At 24.8% G+C, this 18,734-nt stretch carries 23 protein-coding genes and 2 pseudogenes; 19 read left to right on the top strand and 6 right to left on the bottom strand.

What is annotated here, in order from left to right:
- Positions 1-183: 183 nt before the first annotated feature.
- Positions 184-492, bottom strand: coding sequence for a hypothetical protein (locus AACK93_RS03930; protein ID WP_339025413.1), 309 nt, complete (start codon positions 490-492; stop codon positions 184-186).
- Positions 493-735: 243 nt separating this feature from the next.
- Between AACK93_RS03930 and AACK93_RS03925 the strand changes: the two genes are divergently transcribed.
- Positions 736-1,131, top strand: coding sequence for a UPF0236 family transposase-like protein (locus AACK93_RS03925; protein WP_339025411.1), 396 nt, complete (start codon positions 736-738; stop codon positions 1,129-1,131).
- Positions 1,132-1,259: 128 nt separating this feature from the next.
- Positions 1,260-2,123: an Mbov_0401 family ICE element transposase-like protein gene (locus AACK93_RS03920; protein WP_339025410.1), complete on the top strand. Its 864-nt coding sequence runs from the start codon at positions 1,260-1,262 to the stop codon at positions 2,121-2,123.
- A 737-nt stretch (positions 2,124-2,860) separates the two neighbouring features.
- On the opposite strand, the gene AACK93_RS03915 is transcribed toward AACK93_RS03920, so the two are convergent.
- Complete coding sequence (locus AACK93_RS03915) at positions 2,861-7,327, bottom strand: ABC transporter permease (RefSeq protein WP_339025409.1); 4,467 nt, start codon at positions 7,325-7,327, stop codon at positions 2,861-2,863.
- 338 nt (positions 7,328-7,665) lie between these two features.
- Between AACK93_RS03915 and AACK93_RS03910 the strand changes: the two genes are divergently transcribed.
- The 12 genes from AACK93_RS03910 to AACK93_RS03855 all read left to right on the top strand — a co-directional run bounded on the left by AACK93_RS03910 (position 7,666) and on the right by AACK93_RS03855 (position 13,103).
- Positions 7,666-8,373, top strand: a complete 708-nt coding sequence (locus tag AACK93_RS03910) for a transposase (protein ID WP_339025408.1) — start codon at positions 7,666-7,668, stop codon at positions 8,371-8,373.
- A gap of 485 nt (positions 8,374-8,858) precedes the next feature.
- The gene (locus AACK93_RS03905; protein WP_339025406.1) at positions 8,859-9,080 is read left to right on the top strand and encodes a hypothetical protein; all 222 of its coding nucleotides are present in this window, start codon (positions 8,859-8,861) and stop codon (positions 9,078-9,080) included.
- 107 nt (positions 9,081-9,187) lie between these two features.
- Positions 9,188-9,409 (top strand): hypothetical protein, encoded by a 222-nt coding sequence (locus AACK93_RS03900; RefSeq protein ID WP_339025405.1) that lies wholly within the window; start codon positions 9,188-9,190, stop codon positions 9,407-9,409.
- Positions 9,409-9,570, top strand: a complete 162-nt coding sequence (locus tag AACK93_RS03895) for a hypothetical protein (protein ID WP_339024380.1) — start codon at positions 9,409-9,411, stop codon at positions 9,568-9,570. The genes AACK93_RS03900 and AACK93_RS03895 overlap by 1 nt, the downstream gene beginning before the upstream one ends.
- A gap of 327 nt (positions 9,571-9,897) precedes the next feature.
- Complete coding sequence (locus AACK93_RS03890) at positions 9,898-10,227, top strand: hypothetical protein (RefSeq protein ID WP_339024381.1); 330 nt, start codon at positions 9,898-9,900, stop codon at positions 10,225-10,227.
- Positions 10,228-10,240: 13 nt separating this feature from the next.
- On the top strand, positions 10,241-10,738 hold the full coding sequence (locus AACK93_RS03885; RefSeq protein WP_339025403.1) for a hypothetical protein: 498 nt from the start codon (positions 10,241-10,243) through the stop codon (positions 10,736-10,738).
- Positions 10,739-10,774: 36 nt separating this feature from the next.
- Positions 10,775-11,224 (top strand): hypothetical protein, encoded by a 450-nt coding sequence (locus tag AACK93_RS03880; RefSeq protein WP_339025401.1) that lies wholly within the window; start codon positions 10,775-10,777, stop codon positions 11,222-11,224.
- A 6-nt stretch (positions 11,225-11,230) separates the two neighbouring features.
- Positions 11,231-11,515 carry a hypothetical protein gene (locus AACK93_RS03875; RefSeq protein ID WP_339025399.1) on the top strand — a complete coding sequence of 95 codons (285 nt, stop codon included), beginning with the start codon at positions 11,231-11,233 and terminating at the stop codon, positions 11,513-11,515.
- A gap of 2 nt (positions 11,516-11,517) precedes the next feature.
- On the top strand, positions 11,518-11,769 hold the full coding sequence (locus AACK93_RS03870; protein ID WP_339025397.1) for a hypothetical protein: 252 nt from the start codon (positions 11,518-11,520) through the stop codon (positions 11,767-11,769).
- A gap of 108 nt (positions 11,770-11,877) precedes the next feature.
- Positions 11,878-12,174: a hypothetical protein gene (locus tag AACK93_RS03865; protein ID WP_339025395.1), complete on the top strand. Its 297-nt coding sequence runs from the start codon at positions 11,878-11,880 to the stop codon at positions 12,172-12,174.
- Positions 12,164-12,397, top strand: a complete 234-nt coding sequence (locus AACK93_RS03860; protein ID WP_339025394.1) for a hypothetical protein — start codon at positions 12,164-12,166, stop codon at positions 12,395-12,397. The genes AACK93_RS03865 and AACK93_RS03860 overlap by 11 nt, the downstream gene beginning before the upstream one ends.
- A 265-nt stretch (positions 12,398-12,662) precedes the next feature.
- Complete coding sequence (locus AACK93_RS03855) at positions 12,663-13,103, top strand: hypothetical protein (protein ID WP_339025392.1); 441 nt, start codon at positions 12,663-12,665, stop codon at positions 13,101-13,103.
- A gap of 40 nt (positions 13,104-13,143) precedes the next feature.
- On the opposite strand, the pseudogene AACK93_RS03850 reads toward AACK93_RS03855, so the two are convergent.
- Together AACK93_RS03850 and AACK93_RS03845 are read right to left on the bottom strand one after the other, a co-directional pair.
- Positions 13,144-14,364 (bottom strand): annotated as a pseudogene (locus AACK93_RS03850) (IS256 family transposase).
- Between the two features lie 237 nt (positions 14,365-14,601).
- Entirely contained in the window at positions 14,602-14,949 is a 348-nt protein-coding gene (locus AACK93_RS03845; protein WP_339025390.1) for a hypothetical protein, read from the bottom strand.
- Between the two features lie 121 nt (positions 14,950-15,070).
- Between AACK93_RS03845 and AACK93_RS03840 the strand changes: the two genes are divergently transcribed.
- Positions 15,071-15,286: a hypothetical protein gene (locus AACK93_RS03840; RefSeq protein WP_339025389.1), complete on the top strand. Its 216-nt coding sequence runs from the start codon at positions 15,071-15,073 to the stop codon at positions 15,284-15,286.
- On the opposite strand, the gene AACK93_RS03835 is transcribed toward AACK93_RS03840, so the two are convergent.
- On the bottom strand, positions 15,283-16,035 hold the full coding sequence (locus AACK93_RS03835) for a hypothetical protein (protein ID WP_339025388.1): 753 nt from the start codon (positions 16,033-16,035) through the stop codon (positions 15,283-15,285). The genes AACK93_RS03840 and AACK93_RS03835 overlap by 4 nt on opposite strands.
- Positions 15,983-16,246 (bottom strand): hypothetical protein, encoded by a 264-nt coding sequence (locus tag AACK93_RS03830; protein ID WP_339025387.1) that lies wholly within the window; start codon positions 16,244-16,246, stop codon positions 15,983-15,985. The genes AACK93_RS03835 and AACK93_RS03830 overlap by 53 nt, the downstream gene beginning before the upstream one ends.
- Positions 16,247-16,543: 297 nt before the next feature.
- Here AACK93_RS03830 and AACK93_RS03825 point away from each other — a divergent pair, with 297 nt between their 5' ends.
- The 4 genes and pseudogenes from AACK93_RS03825 to AACK93_RS03810 form a co-directional block, all read left to right on the top strand.
- A complete protein-coding gene (locus AACK93_RS03825; RefSeq protein WP_339025386.1) occupies positions 16,544-16,945 on the top strand; it encodes a UPF0236 family transposase-like protein in 402 nt (133 codons plus the stop codon).
- Positions 16,946-17,225: 280 nt separating this feature from the next.
- Positions 17,226-17,519, top strand: a complete 294-nt coding sequence (locus tag AACK93_RS03820; protein ID WP_339025385.1) for a UPF0236 family transposase-like protein — start codon at positions 17,226-17,228, stop codon at positions 17,517-17,519.
- A 233-nt stretch (positions 17,520-17,752) separates the two neighbouring features.
- Complete coding sequence (locus AACK93_RS03815; RefSeq protein ID WP_215826389.1) at positions 17,753-17,935, top strand: hypothetical protein; 183 nt, start codon at positions 17,753-17,755, stop codon at positions 17,933-17,935.
- Between the two features lie 212 nt (positions 17,936-18,147).
- Positions 18,148-18,582, top strand: a pseudogene (locus AACK93_RS03810) (transposase); the annotation flags it as partial.
- Between the last annotated feature and the right edge of the window lie 152 nt (positions 18,583-18,734).

Genomic DNA, 18,734 nt, shown 5'->3' with positions numbered 1-18,734 from the left:
TCTGAACCGAAATATAATTTATTTTTTAAAGTAATTCCACCACCATGAATTCCATTTTTTGTTCTAATAACAATTTTTTGTTGTCCTGTGACTGGATCATATTCATAAACATTATGATCTTATGAACCAAAATACAATTTTTTGTTGAAAACTATACCCGAAAATCAAACTTCTCCTTCTGTTCTAATAACAATTTTTTGTTGATCTGTAACTGGTAACTGGATCATATTCATAAACATTATGATCTTTCGAACCAAAATATACTTTATTATTTAATACTATTCCAGCAGATATAATTATTCCCTTTGTTTTAATAACAATTTTTGTTCTATTTATTTTATTATTTTCATTATTGCTTCGTTTTTGTCTTTTATTATTTATATTTTCTATTTTTTCTTGTGTTGGAGTTGGATACGGACTATTGGCAACAATGCCCGATATTCCGCTTCCCGCCATTGTTATTGTACTTAATAAACTAAGTAATTTTTTCATTTATTAAATCCTTTTTGTGAATTTTTGCTAATTTAATAAATTTTTATAGTAATCACTCAATTCTTTCTTAAATTTATAAAGTTTAATTAATACAAATTAATTATAAATGATTAAATAATAATTTCTATCATTTTTCAAGGTTGTTGAATACTAATTCTAGAAAAAAAATTATTATTAAAACAGAAAAATAAACTAACGAAGTTAAACTTCATTAAAATTACTACCAAAGAAAGGTGATTTTTTATGTTAAAAATTAATAATAATGTAAAAACCTTAGAAAACAAGCATTGATTCAGTTTATTCGCAACCCATAAAAATATGTACACTAACAAATGCAAAAAACTAGCTAATGAATATAAAAAATTAGATGAATACTTATATAAATATCATTATCGCTTAAAACAAGGTTATAAAGTAGTTCATTTTGCTTTAAGAACAATTATTACAATTTTTGGTGATGTTACTTTTAAACGACGCCGATATAAATATTGAAATCAAAAATCAGGTAAATTTGAATATGTGTGTTTGTTAGATAAAGAAATTGGTTTATTGCCCAAACAACGCATTTATTTTGATGTCCAATTTAAAGTTTTAAGTCTTCTAGGTGAGGTGATGGTAAACGGTATCGCGATGTTTTAGATGCTCTGAATCATTGTTATATTTTAAAAGCTAGTATTTCAAGCATTTTAAATAAATATGATATTGCTGAATATTTTCAACTAGCAGAAAAAGAAACTAAAACTAGAATTGATGTCAAAAATAAGGATTTGTATATTCAACTAGATGAGACATTTTTAGCGACATTAGATCAGAAAGTTAAACAAGACCAAAGAATTCGTTTAGTTACTTTTCATACCGGACATAAAGAAAAAAAATACAAAAATGCTCGTAGAGAATTAGAAAACAAACGAGGTCATTTTCTAATGTTAAAAGTTGGTAAACGAATAAATACGATGGATTATCGTGACTTATTAATTAAAGAATTGCAAAAACATTATGTAAATATTAATTATGACAAAATAATTGTTTGCGGCGATGGTGCTACTTGAATTAGAGAAATTGCCAATAGTTTTGGTAATGTTAGATATATTTTAGACGGTTATCACGCTATTAAAAAATTAAAACAAACGGCATTTAATATTATTTTTGAAAATCGCAAAGTAGCATTAAATAGTTGAATTAAATTATATAAGGATGGCAATCATCAAGAATTAATCAAAACCATTCGTAATATTGCTAAAAATGAATTAAATAAAGATATTAAAACAAATTTAAGGAAGGCGAGTAATTATTTCAGTAATAATAAGCATGGTATTCATCATCAAAATTTAGAATGAAATATCGGTTGTAGCATTGAAAGTGATGTATCTCATTTAGTAAAACAACAATTAGGATATGGGGCAAAAATATATAATCATAAGAATTTAAATAATCTATCACATTTAAGAATGGCAAATTTAAACAAATTAAATGTATTACATTACATTAATGAAAATATTAATTCAGAAATAGAAATCAGAAAAGAAATATATAAAAATTCATTATGAAATAAATATAATAATAAAAATGATGATAGTTGAATCAGCAAAGGTGACATTGTATATACAAATAAATATATTACATTTAAGTAAGTAAAAATATTAGTTAAAATAAAATTAATAATTTTTATTGTGTAAAAATTCAATAATATGATAAAATGGTAATGAATAAAAATGACAATAACAGGAAAGGCAGGGTTAGTTTAGTAATTAAATAATATAATTAGCTGATTGTTTTACTTCTTCAAAGCAATACCTAAGAAAACTAAACGCGACCCACAGAATTTTGGACAGCCCCTATTTTTTTGTTGTAAAAACTTATTTTAATGTTGTTTTTATAAGCGTTTTCCTTAGTTTTTATAACCTTTTATTGAGATTATGTTTGTTGATATTAAATATTTTGTTTTATTATTTATTTTCTAAATAAAATGATAATTAAATTGTCGTTGCTTTGCATTAAAAATTATTTAAAACTTTTTCTACCTAACAAAACTTTATGCGTCCGTAAATGATTATTTTTGCTTTTTTTAAAAATACCCAAGAAAACTAAACGCGACCTGAGATATTTTTAGCAAAATTAGTAAAATCATTTGAACTTTTACTTTAAACATTAGACTTGATACATAACCTTTAATTTTATCTACTATTTTGATAATATTATTTTTTAGGTGAAATACAAATGTTAGATAAATACAAAGATAAAAATGAATTTTATAGTCTAGTAGGCATAAAATGTTATAGTTATGTACCAAGTCTATTAAAAAAATGCTTGTTTATAAGTTGGAAATATTTTTTTCATTATTTTTTGTAGCTCTACTGCTTTAAATAACTTATTCGTCACTACTTTTTACTAATTCAAGTACATTCATTCGTTTTAATGTTTCAGTTGAAATTATATAAGTCAGTGTATAAATAATTGTAATCGTTGCTAATGTTATTGGTAAAAGTCATCATTGGAAATATAGGGGAATAATGAATCCAGTAAAAATTCCAATAGTTCATAAGATACCTTGACAAATAAATCAAGCACTAATAAATCCAACGATAAAGCCCATAATAGCAGCAGGAATAAACATTGATAAAGTTAAACTATTAATTTCACGATATTTAAATCCTTGAATTTTCATAATGGCCATTAGTTTAGCAAACTGATGAACAAGAAGGTTAGAAATCATTACAACAATAATTATGGATAGACTAATTGAACCTAAAATAAAGATAGTAGCAATACTAGAAGCCACTGTTGTTAAGTTTTTAATTAATTCTCGTTTTACTGTTAATAGTTCACTGTTAGTCACGGTGTTAGCAACATTATCATTTAAACTAGCAATTGAATAATCACCAAGAATTGAAGTTGTTGAATATCTACTAGTAACATCAGTTAATTCAGAATTAGATGATAATCGACCATTAAATCATAATGGTTCATCATTAAAAGGATCTTTTTTATAAATATCACTACTTGTTATAGCATTAAAACCAAGAATTTGATTAGCAACTCGTTGATTAACATAAATTTTTAGTTCACCATAAGATTCGTGAATTGCTTTAACTTGATATTTAATTTTTTGTGGTGTGGGGGTATTATCAATTTTTAGAATTTTAGGTATTTCTTTATTACCAATAGTTTTGCCGTCTAGTATGGCAATAAAAATATTTCATAATGGATTGTCATATGATTGATTTAAGAGATTTAGTGCTGATGTCATAAAGTTTTCATCAACAAATTTATTTTTAGTAGCAAATGGCACAAAGGGTCTAATATGTCATCATTTATTGTCGGGTGATTGTTCAATAACGAATTTATTATTATTTGTTGGTATTTTCACATTAATAATGTCTTTTAAAAATTCGTCTTTAATTGCTGGGTATTTGATATTATCAATTGTGATTTCTTCTTTGGGTAATCGTAAAATTATTTCATTTAAGTTACGATAGCTTTTAGCAGTGTCATCATCACCAATATCGTTTTCTTTATAACCATAATGGTTAGTTCAACCATAAGGAGAGTTATTATCATTAATACTTCATTTATCTAAAGGCATATTATAGATATTTTCAGAATTATTTTCGTCACGATAAATTCAAAAGGAAGTATGAGCAGGATATCATTTATTATTAGCACTCATATACTGTAATTGTTTTTGTTGAACTTCACTTTCAAAAATACTATCAACTTTTAAATTATGTTTTATTTGCATTGAACGATTAATAATTGTCGGAATCTTATCAAGTCGTTTTTCTTCTTGGATATATTTTGAACTTTCTTCCAGTGCAATCATGCTACTATTTGGTTTTATTCCTAGTGTTTTAAAAGCGACATTATTTAAGTTAGTATCATAATATGTGTATAATTCATCTTCATTAGCATTATAAGGTAAAGTATTATGAGTAATTGTTAAGCGTTCTTTTCTTCCGGGAATATTAAGAAATTCTTTAATATAAGAAGGAACAGCTGTTTCAATTGCATTCATTGTACAGGTTCTTCAATTATCGATAGTATTTATTTCGGCATTAGTTGTTAAAATGGTGTTTACCATTGGACAAATAATTGTGGATAATAATCCTAAAAGTTTGGGATTATTATTAAAATCCTTAGAAATTTGTTCTAATCAACCTAAAGAAATTCCTCTGCCTCCTGTTCAATAATAGTTATAAGCAATTTGTTTTAAAATATCATCTAAATTAATGTTTTTGGTATTATCACTAAGTTTTTTTCAAGAATTAGTAGGAGTATCTTTATAGTAATCAGCTACCGGACGAATTTCAGTAATTGGGTAATCAACGCTTTGATTTTGAGCATCAATCCCTTTTCAAGGGTATAAATTATACCGAGTTGTTGGGATATTACTAATCGGTTGTTGAAATTCAACATTAGTTTGATATTTTAAAAGTCCATAATAAGAATCATCAAGACTGCGAACAGCAGCCGGGATCATTAAAGCAATAGCGATGGTGAATGAAGCAATAAGAATTGTTACAAACATAATAATAATTTTCTTATATGAAACTGCTGCCAGCGCAAAACGAAACCGAGTTTTAAAGCTTCCAAATGCAAAGCATCTTTTGCGGATGCCATAAATTGCTTTTGAAGGTTTGTTATCACTGTGAGGTCGTAATAGGGTAATTGTATTTTTTGCTACTTGTTTATAAGCAGTAATTGTTACCGTAATTAAAATCACAATGATATTAATTGCTAAAGAAATTAGAAAAGGAATGATATCAAAATAAAAAATATTATTTGGAATCGTAAAGAAATTTTCAAAAATTCTTATTACTGCTATTTGTAAAACACTACCAATAATTCAACCAATTGGCACAGCAAGAATTGTTGTTATTAAGGCATAAGATCAATATGAACCAATAATTGTTTTATTTTCATAGCCTAATGCTTTCAAAACACCAATTTGTGTTGCATTGCGTTCAACTGTTTTTCTAATAATTAATACTGTTACAAAAACTGTTAACATTGTCATAAAAATAACAATAATAATACTAAATCAAATATATGTTCTAGTAATTATTAGTAATGAATTAAAACCACGATTAATGTAATTTTTACTGTCACTATTTTTAATCGTTGAAGTTATTTTTAAATCTTGAGTAATTTTTTGAATGTCTTGCGGATTATTATCGTAAGCTAACATTTTTTGATGAACAGTTTCAATGATGTTATTATTTTTTTTAAAATTATCATTAAGAAAAAGTCGAAATAATTCTAAATCATTGGCAATATTATTTCCTGTGTATGTTAAATATACATTAGATATATCTTCAATATCACTATAACGAATGAATTCATCACGAATAAACAATTGGTGGTTAACGAACAAGACAACTTCTTTTGCTGGATTGGGAAGAAAGTTTATTGGATGAACAACAGGTAAGGATGTAAAGTTATCGCCACCAATGCCAGTAATTATTAATTTATAGCTACCAATTTTAAGAGTATCACCAATTTTATAATTATATTTTTCAGCAAACTGAGGATTAATTACAATTTGATTAGCACCAGCGGGATAGGTGCCACTAATGATTTTAATATTATTTTTTTTGGGGTCATTATTAGGATTAATACTAATTACACGATAACGGATATTAGTAGCAAAATCAGAAAATAAGTACTCTTGGCGTAAATTAACATTAAAGTTACTTAATAAGCCAACTAATTTATTATGTTGATTTCATATTGCTTGCGAAATATCTCAATTATTTCTTAAAGATGTTCCGCCAATTGGAAGTGTTAGATATTTGGTAACATTTAGATAACTACTATTCTTATTATCATTTATGTGGTCGTTTGTTGGTTGTAAATTAATTTCATTATTATCTTTGTTAATATTCATTAAAATATTTCCTAAATCGCCTTTAAAACCTTGTTTAAAAAAAGCTTTATTATTAAAATTTGTTGCTTGAGGAAACTTTTTTTCATAATCTTCTTTTGTTAATTGTTGAAAAATATTAATTCCGCCGCCAAAAATTGGAACATTATCACTAGAAAAATCAGTTTCATTATTTATATCTCTTACTCAACTGTCGTCATTACGAGCATTAACAAAGTCTCTTAAAAATGTTTCTTTAAATGTTTTAACTTCGTTAACATAATTATCATCTGTTGTTTTTTTTGGATATTTAAGTTTATCATTATTAGCTTTATAAAGGTTAAATAAATAAAAGTCAAAAATTGGTTTAATGTATTCTTCAACCAAGGTTGCATATTGTTCATATAATATTTTAAATTGTTTATTAGGAATGCCATGATATTTTTTATGTAAAATTTGATCAAAGAGTGAATTTTTAAATGCCGGACTATTTGTATTAATATTTTCTCATTTTAGTAAATTTTTAAAGGAAATATTTTCAATCGTGATAGTATTGTCACTTGTTACTTTTTCGGTAATATCTAAACTTTTTGATGTTAATGGTAATAAACACCCCGTAGGATCGCTTTCATTCGCAATGGTAATTATTGGTGTATTATTATCTTTTATATTTTTGATAATATTAGATTCTGTTAATGAACTTTTACTGAAAGCAGTACAAATATTAAATGTTGGTGATATGCTTTGAATATTAGGACTATTTTTACTATTAAAGTGATAACTATAATTAAATGGTGTTGTAGCACTATTCATTGCTGTTTCACCATCTAAGAGTCATCTTGTCGTAATTCAAGTTGAGGTAATTGTCGTTGATAAGATAATAGTTAATAAAATTAATGAAATAATTTGAATTTTATGTTTAAATGCTCCTCAAAAGGCTTGCTTAAATAATTTGCTTCATTTTCAATGTTTCATAAATGATTTAACCTCAACATTAATAAATTATTATAAAAAAAATAAATATTTTTTAACATAAATAATTATATCAACTTATTTGTGAACGACAACCTTGTAAGAATATTGGTAGCAAGATTGGTTTTATTTTTTAAATAAATACTTGGATATTGGGACGCATAAAGTTTTGTTATGTAGGAAAATGTTTAAATAATTTTTAATGACAAGCAACGATAATTTAATTATCATTTTATTTGGAAAATAAATAATAAATGGAATAACAACTGGATAGGCTACAATAAGTTGGACCATAATTATTATATAGACTTCGAAATTATTAAGAAAGAAGGAATATAAAAATGGGAAATAAAACCTCATACTCTGAAGAATTTAAAAAACAAATTGTCATGCTATACAAAAATGGCAAAAGTGTTATTAATTTAGGGAAAGAATATAATTTACCAAAACCAACTATTTATAGTTGAGTTAAAAATTATAATAATTCTGGTTCATTTAAAGCAAAAGATAATCGCACACTAGAAGAAAATGAAATAATAACTTTATGAAAAGAACTTAAAGACTTGAAAATGAAAAATGACATTTTAAAGCAAGCCGCACTGATTGATAATGGCCAAAAAATAACAATAATTAATAGCAATAAGAAAAAATATTCAATAAGAAAAATGTGTAAATTATTAAATATTTCAAAATCCAATTACTATTATCAAATTAATAAATACACAAGGAAAATAGTGAATAATTATAATCAAGAAATTATCAGTGCATTTAACGCAAGCCGCCAAGTCTATGGAGCTCGAAAAATCAAAGTAGTATTAGCTCATAAAAGTATTAACCTATCTAGACACAAAATTAGAAATATTATAAAAAACAATAATTTGATATCAAAGTACACAAAAACAAAACTTAAATGCAAAAATATTCAAGTAAATAATGATCTAGTAAATAACATTGTAAACCGAGACTTTAATAATAGAAAAATAAATGAAATTATCGTTAGTGACTTAACTTATATAAAAGTGGGTTTTGGACGCATAAAGTTTTGTTAGGTGGGAAAAGATTTGAATAAATATTAAGACAGTCAGCAATGATTGTCTTTTTATTTTATAAGGTGTTAAAAATTTGTTCTTTGAAAATTAAATACAAGTGAATTAATAATGTTGATATGTATTAAAGCACGATAAATTGTGGGTGGTCGCCATAACCAAAAGAAGTTTACCAGTTAATAGATAACGCCCTATTAGCTATAGCAATTTGTTTCATTTTGCAATAAAAAAATGAATAGATGGGTTTCCTAAAAATATACACGCTATTAAATTAGTTCCAAAGGCAGGGCGCGAATATTAAAGTGTAAAAATTTCTATATGGGGGTATGTTAAGTTTAAAATTATTAAAATCTTTATCTAATTAAAAAACAAAATTTACTAACAAAGTTTTTTAAACACTTAAATCTGCGATATATAAGTGTTTAAAAAACTAAGTTAACTAACTTAGTTAATATAACTTAGTTTATCTATAAGAAAGATAATTTACTATGAAAAACATTGAAAACATTTTCTTAAATACTAAAAAATATCTTTTAAAAGAAACACAAAACGCAATGCTTATTAAAGCACCAAAAATTCCGTGATTTAATGAACAAATCGGTATTTGGTTTCCAGAGCGATTTGTTTATAAAGGAAAATATGAAAATTCGATTTGCATTGGAATAATTAAAGATAGTAAATATCAAGTAATTTCAATTAATCAAAAATAAAAAGAAACCAAATTAATTAAAGGACAAGAATTATTAGGTTTTTTCATTGCCGAAAAAGAAAACAACAAAAAAGATATAAATTATAACTATTTTAAAGGAGTTTAAAAATGAATATTGCGATTGGAATAATATTTATTATCATTTGCATCATGCTATTGGCATATTTTGTTTATAAAATTTATGCCAAAATAAAAATGCGAATTAAATATAAAAACGCCATTAAAAATAATACTGGTAATTCCACGAAAGACGAAAAATTATTTATTGCCCGCTTTGAAAAATGAGTTAAAGTTCCTAATTCAAAAGAAAATAACGCGAGTAAAAAATAATGTTTTGAGAAATTATTATGGAATTTTTAAAACTGTTTGTTTCGATAGAAAAAATGCCTGCACAGGCTGCATTTATTGCCGGATTAATTATTATCATTACTTTTCTTTTCGCCTTAATTTCAATTATGTATTTACCGATAAAAATGATTTTTGGGCGATAAAAAATGACAGTAAATTTAAAAGAATTTAATTGAGAATAAATTAAACAAACTTTCTGAAATTTATTTATTCAAATTATAACTATTCCGACTCATATTAGTGGCGGTAAAGAAATTGATTTAACCAAAGCACCGCTTTGACTTTTAATAGCAAACATTGCTTTTTGATTCTTAACCGCGATTATGGTGTGATTTATTTTAATGCTACTTTGGAAAACCATATCAGTATTTAGATAGGGAAAAAATTAATGTCAAGAAGTTACATTGTGATGCATTCCCAAAGAAATTCAAAATTAATTAGGAAAAAATATAATCGTGTTAAGGTTAATCGTGGTTTTAACATATTTAAGAAAAACTTTGAATATAAATGATGAATGTTTTAAAGAGAAAGGGGGTGATTATATGATTGGAACTTTCTTAACAGAAGCACCAGCAGTAACAAAAATAACAGCTAGTGATGCGATGACTAAATTATGAAACGCGATTATAACAGCGTTTACTAAAATGTGAGAAATTATTGCTGTTAATATGACACAAGTCGGTAACTTCTTTGCTGATTACTGAATCTTCATTTTTCCATTTATTTTGGCAATATTCTTTATTTGCTTTAAAATGTTTGAAAAATTACTTGGCGCAGTCAGTCCGCTAACAAAAAAATAAAGTGAGGTGCAAGATGAAATTTTGCAAATGAATAATAGAAAAAAATAACCATTTTATTGAATTAAATCGCACCTCATTTTTAATTTTATGACATTGTGGAGCAATTTGATATATTTACAACAGTTATTTTAAAAATATTGTAAGTTATTTATTTTTAGCGGGTTGTATTTTAATTTTCCTTTTTAAAATCAATAATTTAACACAAATTAACAAAGTTATTAACTTTTTAAAAAACTCACCATTAAATATTGTGATTGGTTCATTAGGAACTGGAAAAACTGCTTTTCTAGTATACGCATCAAAATTACTAAAAAAGAAGAAATATCACACCGCCTCAATCTTTCCATTACTAGAAACCCGAAAATTAAGTTTAGGGCATATGGGATTATTAGACTTTGATTATCCGGTATTGCCAGACAAAACCTTACTTTTGTGAGATGAAACCAACTTATTTTTAGAGGGAACTGATTGAGAAAAAAATAATACCAAAAACGAAGAAACTGGTATTTAAGAGTATTTTGCTCTGGCACGCCATTTCGGTCATATTGTGCTTGCTGGCGGTCAAAGAGATAAACATATTTGAGTTAAAGTTCGCGATATTGCTAATAATGTGATTGTGGGCATTCGTAAAAAACCCGTTAATATTTTTCGTCCCTACTTAAAAGTCATTTATGGTACGTTTACGAGCATTGAAGAATATGAACGCTGACGAAACACCTTAATTGATGCTAAAAATAGTAAAAAGGGTCGTCGCATTAAATATCGCGATATTCCTGAACTTGATATTTATTTTTTTAAACTAAAAATTCCTTTACCAATATTAAACACTTACAATTCTTTTTACCTAGCGTTTTTAAAAGATTACTTAAATGCAAAAGTGAATCCTGACTATGAAAACAAATACTATAATGACACAGCAATTGATTTAGAAGATTTGGAATATTTAAAAATGGATAAATTTAGCAAATTTTTAAGAAAAATGAAAGAAAAGGAATAATAAAAAATGGAAAATCTCGCAAAAATGGCCGACTTTCTCGCCCAAATGCTTTATAAAGTTTTTGATTTAATTTGAAGTCTTGAAGTGCCGGGAACGAATATTCAACTAATATTTCCTTTATTCTTAACGCTGGCTGTAGAATTTCTTATGGCAATTATTCTTGGATTTGGTAGTCTACAAGTTAATTTAGAAAAACAACGCCAATATGCTGTTAAAAATAAGGGGCGTTTAAGTGCGTGAGGAAAAGTTAAAAAGCAAGTAAAACCAATAAAAACCAAACAAGGTAACTAACAATGTTTAAACTAATTATTATTTTTATCTTAATAACTGTTCTTGGATTATTAGCAGGTAGTCATTTTGAAACTTTAACGAACTATATTAGCGAAGGGCTTGCCAATTTCCAAAAGTTTATTACTAGTAATTTAACAATTTTAGAGCTATTTAAACCAATGGCCCGGACATTTTCGCAACATCCAATCGTTTTTATCATTCTTGGTGTTACTTGTGTACTTATTGCCTTATTTATTGTAATTAAAGGTAGGTAAAAAATGGAAAAATGAACTAAAAAACAAGAATTATAAATAGAGAATGACAAATTAAAAATTGTTAATGTCATATTAGAAAATAGTGTTAATACTCTTAAATACATAATAATGGAAAAAAATAAAGAAATTTTAGAACTAGAAAAGTGAAATACTATTCATATTAATCAAAAATCAGACTTAATAATTGAAAACCAAAAATTAAAAATTTTTAAACACGAAAGGAGAATAAAAATGAAAAAACTTTTAGCAAAATTATTTAAAAAAGATAATTCAAAAGAAAAAATGCCATTAAAATTAAAAATTAAAAATTCTTTTAAAAAGCAGTGGTTAAAAGTAGTATTAAGTATCATTTTTATTTTTATAAGCTTATTAATTTTTGCATTAACAGCAAGCAATGGATACTAAATGAATAACCGGAACAAGTGATGAATTTAATAATTTTATGAATAAAGAAATGGTTGATTTCTTTGGCAAATTCAATAGTGGTATTATGCTAGCAGGAATATTTGTTTTTTGATGAGGCGGAGCAATATATTTTGCAATTAAATTTGAAAAATTAATCCGCTTGATTATTCAGAAAATTAAAGCAAAAAGAGCCTTGAAAAATGAAATGAAACAAATTAATTAGTTCTTTAAAAAAATATTGATGGAGAATTTTACCTTACATTTTTATGATTACTATCTTTTTTATTCCATTTTTAAAATTGGGAATTAATGATTTGAAATTATTATATGAAAAATTTGAAGCATTAATTTCACTTATGATACTAAGATATCTAGATATATGAATTACAATAGCGGTAATTATAAATTGTGGTATTGAGTGACTTATTAAAAAAATTAAAGAAAAAAGAACAATGAAAAATAAAATATTTTAAAAAGGAGTGATAAAAATGTTTATGAAAATATTTACCGTGTTAATTATTGGTTTCAATAACATTTTTACCATTCTCAAAAATATTAATAAAAGCAAAGCAATAACACAATTAAATAGAAATAAAAGACAAATTAATGAAACATACGAATTTACTTTATCAAAAGCAAAAATTAATTGAATGTGAGACGGATTTAGACAAAATTTTAGTATAGCCTTAAGTGAATTTGACAAAAATGAAAGCGGATTAAATAAATTACCAATTGATTTTAAAAATACATTAGCTATAAAAAATAGTTATATTTATTTAGATGAAAAAGGAATAAGCACATTAAAAACTGATAATCTTGGAAGAAATGGCGACTTAAAAGTAACAAATATCAAAGGTAAAATAATTAAAACACGGAATTTTTATAATTGATTAGAATTTAATTTTCAACATAATGTAAAAAGAGATTAGTTTGGGACTGTACAATTAACTGTGTCTCTAAGTAATTAACTTAAATTCACTCTGCTCTGTCCTCAAATTTTATCATTAAATGTGAAATTGCACTACCCCAATTTTGAATTGGCATTGTTCATTTTTTAGTCATATTTTAAAATGCTAAATAAAATATTTTAAAAACTGATAAATCATTAGGAAAAATCTTTTTATTTTTAACGACTTTTCTTGGTTGACTATTAACAGACTCTATTGTATTAGTTGTATAAATAATTCTTCTAAATTCTTGAGGATATTCAAGAAAAATTATTAAATTATCTCAGTTATTTTTTCATGATTTAGTAATTTGTGGATACTTTTTATTTCATTTTTCTGAAAAATGATCTAAAGCAACTAACGCTATTTCTTCATTAATTGCTGTATAAATTGATTTTAAATCATTAGCTACCAGTTTGCGATCTTTGTAAGGAACAAATTTTAAACTATTACGAATTTGATGAACAATACATAATTGATGTTGTGTTTTTGGAAAAACAGCTTCTATTGCATCAGACATTCCTGTTAAATTATCACTACAAGCAACAAGAATATCTTGTAATCCGCGATTTTTCATTTCCGTAAGATTATTCAGTCAAAATTTGGCTCCCTCATTCTCACTAATTCACATTCCTAAAATATCTTTTAAGCTATTTATATTAATTCCTAAGGCAAGATAAACTGCTTTATTTATTATTCGTTTATCTTGCTTTACTTTAACAACAATACAATCAAAATAAACAATCTGATAAATCTTCTCTAAATGTTTAATTTGTCACATTTTAACTTCTTCAATAATATCATTAGTTATTTGAATAATTAAACTTTCTGAAACTTCTGCTCCGTGATAGAATCCTTGCAATTGTGCTTTGATATCAGAAATTGTCATTCCTCTTGCATATAAAGAAATTACTTTTTGATCAAAGTTATCAAATTTTCTTTGTCTTTTTGGAATAATTACTGGTTCAAAAGTACTATTTCGATCTCTTGGTACATCAATTACGATTGAACCATTTTTAGTAATAATGGTTTTTTGTGTTCTGCCATTTCTTTTATTATGATTCTCATCAGTTTCAAGATGATCTTTAATTTCCGTATTTAACATTCTTTCAGTTAATTTTTTGATAAATTCCTGAAAAATATTATTACTTTTAAATAAATCTTGTGGATTATCAATATTTTCTAAAAAATAATCAACAACTTTAGCAATTGCATCAGGTTCTTTTTTTATTTTTTTTGTCATTTTCTGTTCTCCTTCGTTTAAGTATAATTCAGAATGAATTATCGAGACACAGAATTTTGGACAAGCCCTTTAAAAAAACTGTTAAAATACCACCTTTTTAAGATAGTAGTCTATGACGATAATATTTTTAAACAACTTTTTCATTTTTTCTTATTTTATCACAAGAAATTTAAACTTGTTGGGCTTGTTTTAATTAAAGTTATTGTTCTAAATAGCTAATATCGTTTTTATAAAACCTTATACTATAGTAGTAACTGTATTTGTTCTTACCGGCCCTTCTCTCTCTGATGAAAAAAATGCTTCATCGTTAAATGTTATTTTATCATTGTTTTTATCTATAGTAATTTCATTGGGTAATAAACTATATTTTTGTAAAATTTGCATTACTTCTGTAATTGATAATGTAACTATTTGTTCTTTATTGTTATCACCAATTATTTTGGCAGTAATATTTCCTGTAATTTTTTGTTTTAAATTTAATATAACTTTAGATGTAATTATTCTTACTGGATAAGTAATTTTTAATTTTTCATTGGGATTAAGTTCAAATTTATCAGCGGGTTCCTTAAAAATACTTAAAATCATTTCTTGTTCTTGTTTATTTGTGTTTGATAAATCAAATTAATTTGATAATACATTAATGATTTCAGAATTTTTATTATTTATATTTGTAAAATCTGTTAATTTCATTTCATCATCAAAATTTATGTTTCAACCATTTAATTTATTTTCTTGTTTTGTTTTAGTTAATCCTGTTGTAATTTGAAATACTAATTTTGATTTTGAATTATATTCACAAGCAGGTACATTAAATGATCTTGTATTTGGAGTTTTATTGATAATTTCTCTATCAGAACATACATTTTTAGGAACATTAGATCATAAAAATGAATTTTCTTTTTTTGTTATTTCAATATCTTAAAAATTTAAATTATTAGTATCAATATAATTTATTTCCTTAAATTTTAAATTATGATTTTCGTCTCGAAATTTAAAAAATAATGCTTTTTTAATTAATTCATTTAAATTAATAATTTTATTTTGCCCATTATCAATTGAATAATGTATTTTTATATTATTATTTAAATTATCTTTTATTTTTACTATAGCTGAATTATTTGTTTTACTAATAATTTCTAATTGTGAAATATCTAAATCAGGATTTAAATAATTTAATTCATTTAAAATAACATTATCAGAATTATCATTAATTTTTCCTAAATTTCGATTTAAATGGTATTCACTATATTCATAAATATTACCATCTGCCGATCCAAAATATAATTTGTTATTTAATACTACACCAGAAGATTCATTTCATGAACCCGTTGTAATGATAACCCTTTGCTGTCCTGTGGATGGATCATATTCATAAAAATTTCTATCTCCTGAGCAAAAATATAATTTATTATTTAATATTACTCCAAAAGTTCGAATTTTTTCATTTGCTGTCATAACAATTTTTTGTTGATCTGTAATTGGATCATATTCATAAACATTATGATTATCTGAACCGAAATATAATTTATTTTTTAAAGTAATTCCGCCACCATGAATTCCATTTTTTGTTCTAATAACAATTTTTTGTTGTCCTGTGGCTGGATCATATTCATAAACATTATGATCTTGTGAACCAAAATACAATTTTTTGTTGATCTGTAACTGGATCATATTCATAAACATTATGATCTTTCGAACCAAAATATACTTTATTATTTAATACTATTCCAGCAGATATAATTATTCCCTTTGTTTTAATAACAATTTTTGTTCTATTTATTTTATTATTTTCATTATTGCTTCGTTTTTGTCTTTTATTATTTATATTTTCTATTTTTTCTTGTGTCGGAGTTGGATACGGACTATTAGCAACAATTCCCACTATTCCACTGCTCACCATTGTTATTGTGCTTAATAAACTAAGTAACTTTTTCATGTTAATCAAATCCTTTTCGTGAATTTTTAATAATTAATAAAATTTACCGAACAATCAACATCCTTTCTCAAATTTGTACAGTCTAATTAATACAAGTTGATTATAACTTATTAAATAAGAATTTCTATCATTTTTTCAGGTTATTGAATAATAATTCTAGAAAAAAATTATCATTAAAACAGAAAAATAAGTTAACGAAATTTAACTTTGTTAAAATTACTCTACCAAGAAAGGTGATTTTTTATGTTAGAAATTAATAATAATGTAAAAACCTTAGAAAACAAGCATTGATTCAGTTTATTTACAACCCATAAAAATATGTACACCAATAAATGTGAACAATTAGCCAATGAATATGAAAAATTAGATGAATGCTTATATAAATATCATTATCGGTTAAAACAAGGTTATAAAGCAGTTCATTTTGCTTGAAGAAAAATTATTACAATTTTTGGTGATGTTACTTTTAAACGACGCCGATATAAATATTGAAATCAAAAATCAGGTAAATTTGAATATGTATGTTTGTTAGATAAAGAAATTGGTTTATTGCCCAAACAATGCATTTATTTTGATGTTCAATTTAAAGTTTTAAGTATTTTAGGTGATGGTAAAACGATATCGCGATGTTTTAAGATGCTTTAAATCATTGTTATATTTCAAAAGCTAGTATTTCAAGTATTTTAAATAAATACGATATTGCTGAATATTTTCAACTAGCAGAAAAAGAAACTAAAACTAGAATTGATGTCAAAAATAAGGATTTATATATTCAACTAGATGAGACATTTTTAGCGACATTAGATCATAAAATTAAACAAGACCAAAGAAAAGAATTCATTTAGTTACTTTTCATACCGGACATAAAGAAAAAAATTACAAAAACGCTCGTAGAGAATTAGAAAACAAACGAGGTCATTTTCTAATGTTAAAAGTTGGTAAACGAATAAATACGATGGATTATCGTGATTTATTAATTAAAGAATTGCAAAAACATTATGTTAATATTAATTATGACAAAATAATTGTTTGTGGCGATAGTGCTGCTTGAATTAGAGAAATTGCCAATAGTTTTGGTAATGTTAGATATATTTTAGATGGTTATCATGCTATTAAAAAATTAAAACAAACTGAATTTAATATTATTTTTGAAAATCGCAAAGTAACACTAAATAGTTGAATTAAATTATATAAGGATGGAAAATCCATCAAGAATTAATCAAAACCATTCGTAATGTTGCTAAAAATGAATTAAATAAAGATATTAAAACAAATTTAAGGAAGGCGAGTAATTATTTTAGTAATAATAAGCAAGGTATTCATCATCAAAATTTAGAATGAAATATCGGTTGTGGCATTGAAAGTGAGTGATGTATCGCATTTAGTAAAACAACAATTAGGGGGGCAAAAATATATCATCAAAAGAATTTAAATAACTTATTACATTTAAGAATGGCAAATTTAAACAAATTAAATGTATTACATTATATTAATGAAAATATTAATTCAGAAATAGAAATCAGAAAAGAAATATATAAAAATTCATTATGAAATAAATATAATAATAAAAATGATGATAGTTGAATTAATTATAAAGGTAATGCTGTAACAAACAAATATAATAGATTTAAGTAAGTAAAAATATAAATTAATATATATTAGTGAAAATTTAATAATATTAATAATTTTTATTGTGTAAAAATTCAATAATATGATAGAATGGTAATGAATAAAAATGACAATAACAAGAAGGGCGAGGTTAGTTTAGTAGTTAAATAATATAATTAGCTGATTGTTTTATTTCTTAAAAGCAATACCTAAGAAAACTAAACGCGACCGTGGGTTTTAAATGATTTTATGTGTGTCTCCTAATTGATTTGTATAATCGCGAGATTGTTGGTTATAGTTCCGGATCAAATAAAAATACAGAGTTGGTTTATCAAGCTATTATGCGAATTACTAGACCATTATCAAAAATTGAAATATTTCATACCGACCGAGGTAATGAGTTTAAAAATAATATAATTGATCAATTATTATCTACATTTAAAATTCAAAGATCATTGAGTGCGAAGGGTTGTCCATATGATAATGCAGTTGCTGAAGCAACTTATAAAGTTTTTAAAACAGAATTTATTAATGGTAGAAAATTCAATGATCTTGCACAATTAGAACTTGAATTATTTGATTGCATTAATTGATACAATAATCTTAGAATTAGAATACATGGCGGTTTAAATTATTTATCTCCAGTTACTTTTAGAAAACAAATGTCTATATAAAAATTGTCCTAAAAAGGGTTGCCAATCCAAGATTTAGTAAGTAAAAATATAAAATTAATATATATTTAGTCAAAATTTAATAATAATTAATAATTTTTATTGTGTAAAAATTCAATAATATGATAGAACAGCAACGAATAAAAATGACGATA

This window comes from Spiroplasma endosymbiont of Agriotes lineatus (assembly GCF_964019485.1).
GTDB lineage: Bacteria > Bacillota_I > Bacilli_A > Mycoplasmatales > Nriv7 > Nriv7.
The sequence above is the reverse complement of the archived record's forward strand: the minus strand, read 5'-3'. Positions and strand labels throughout refer to the sequence as shown.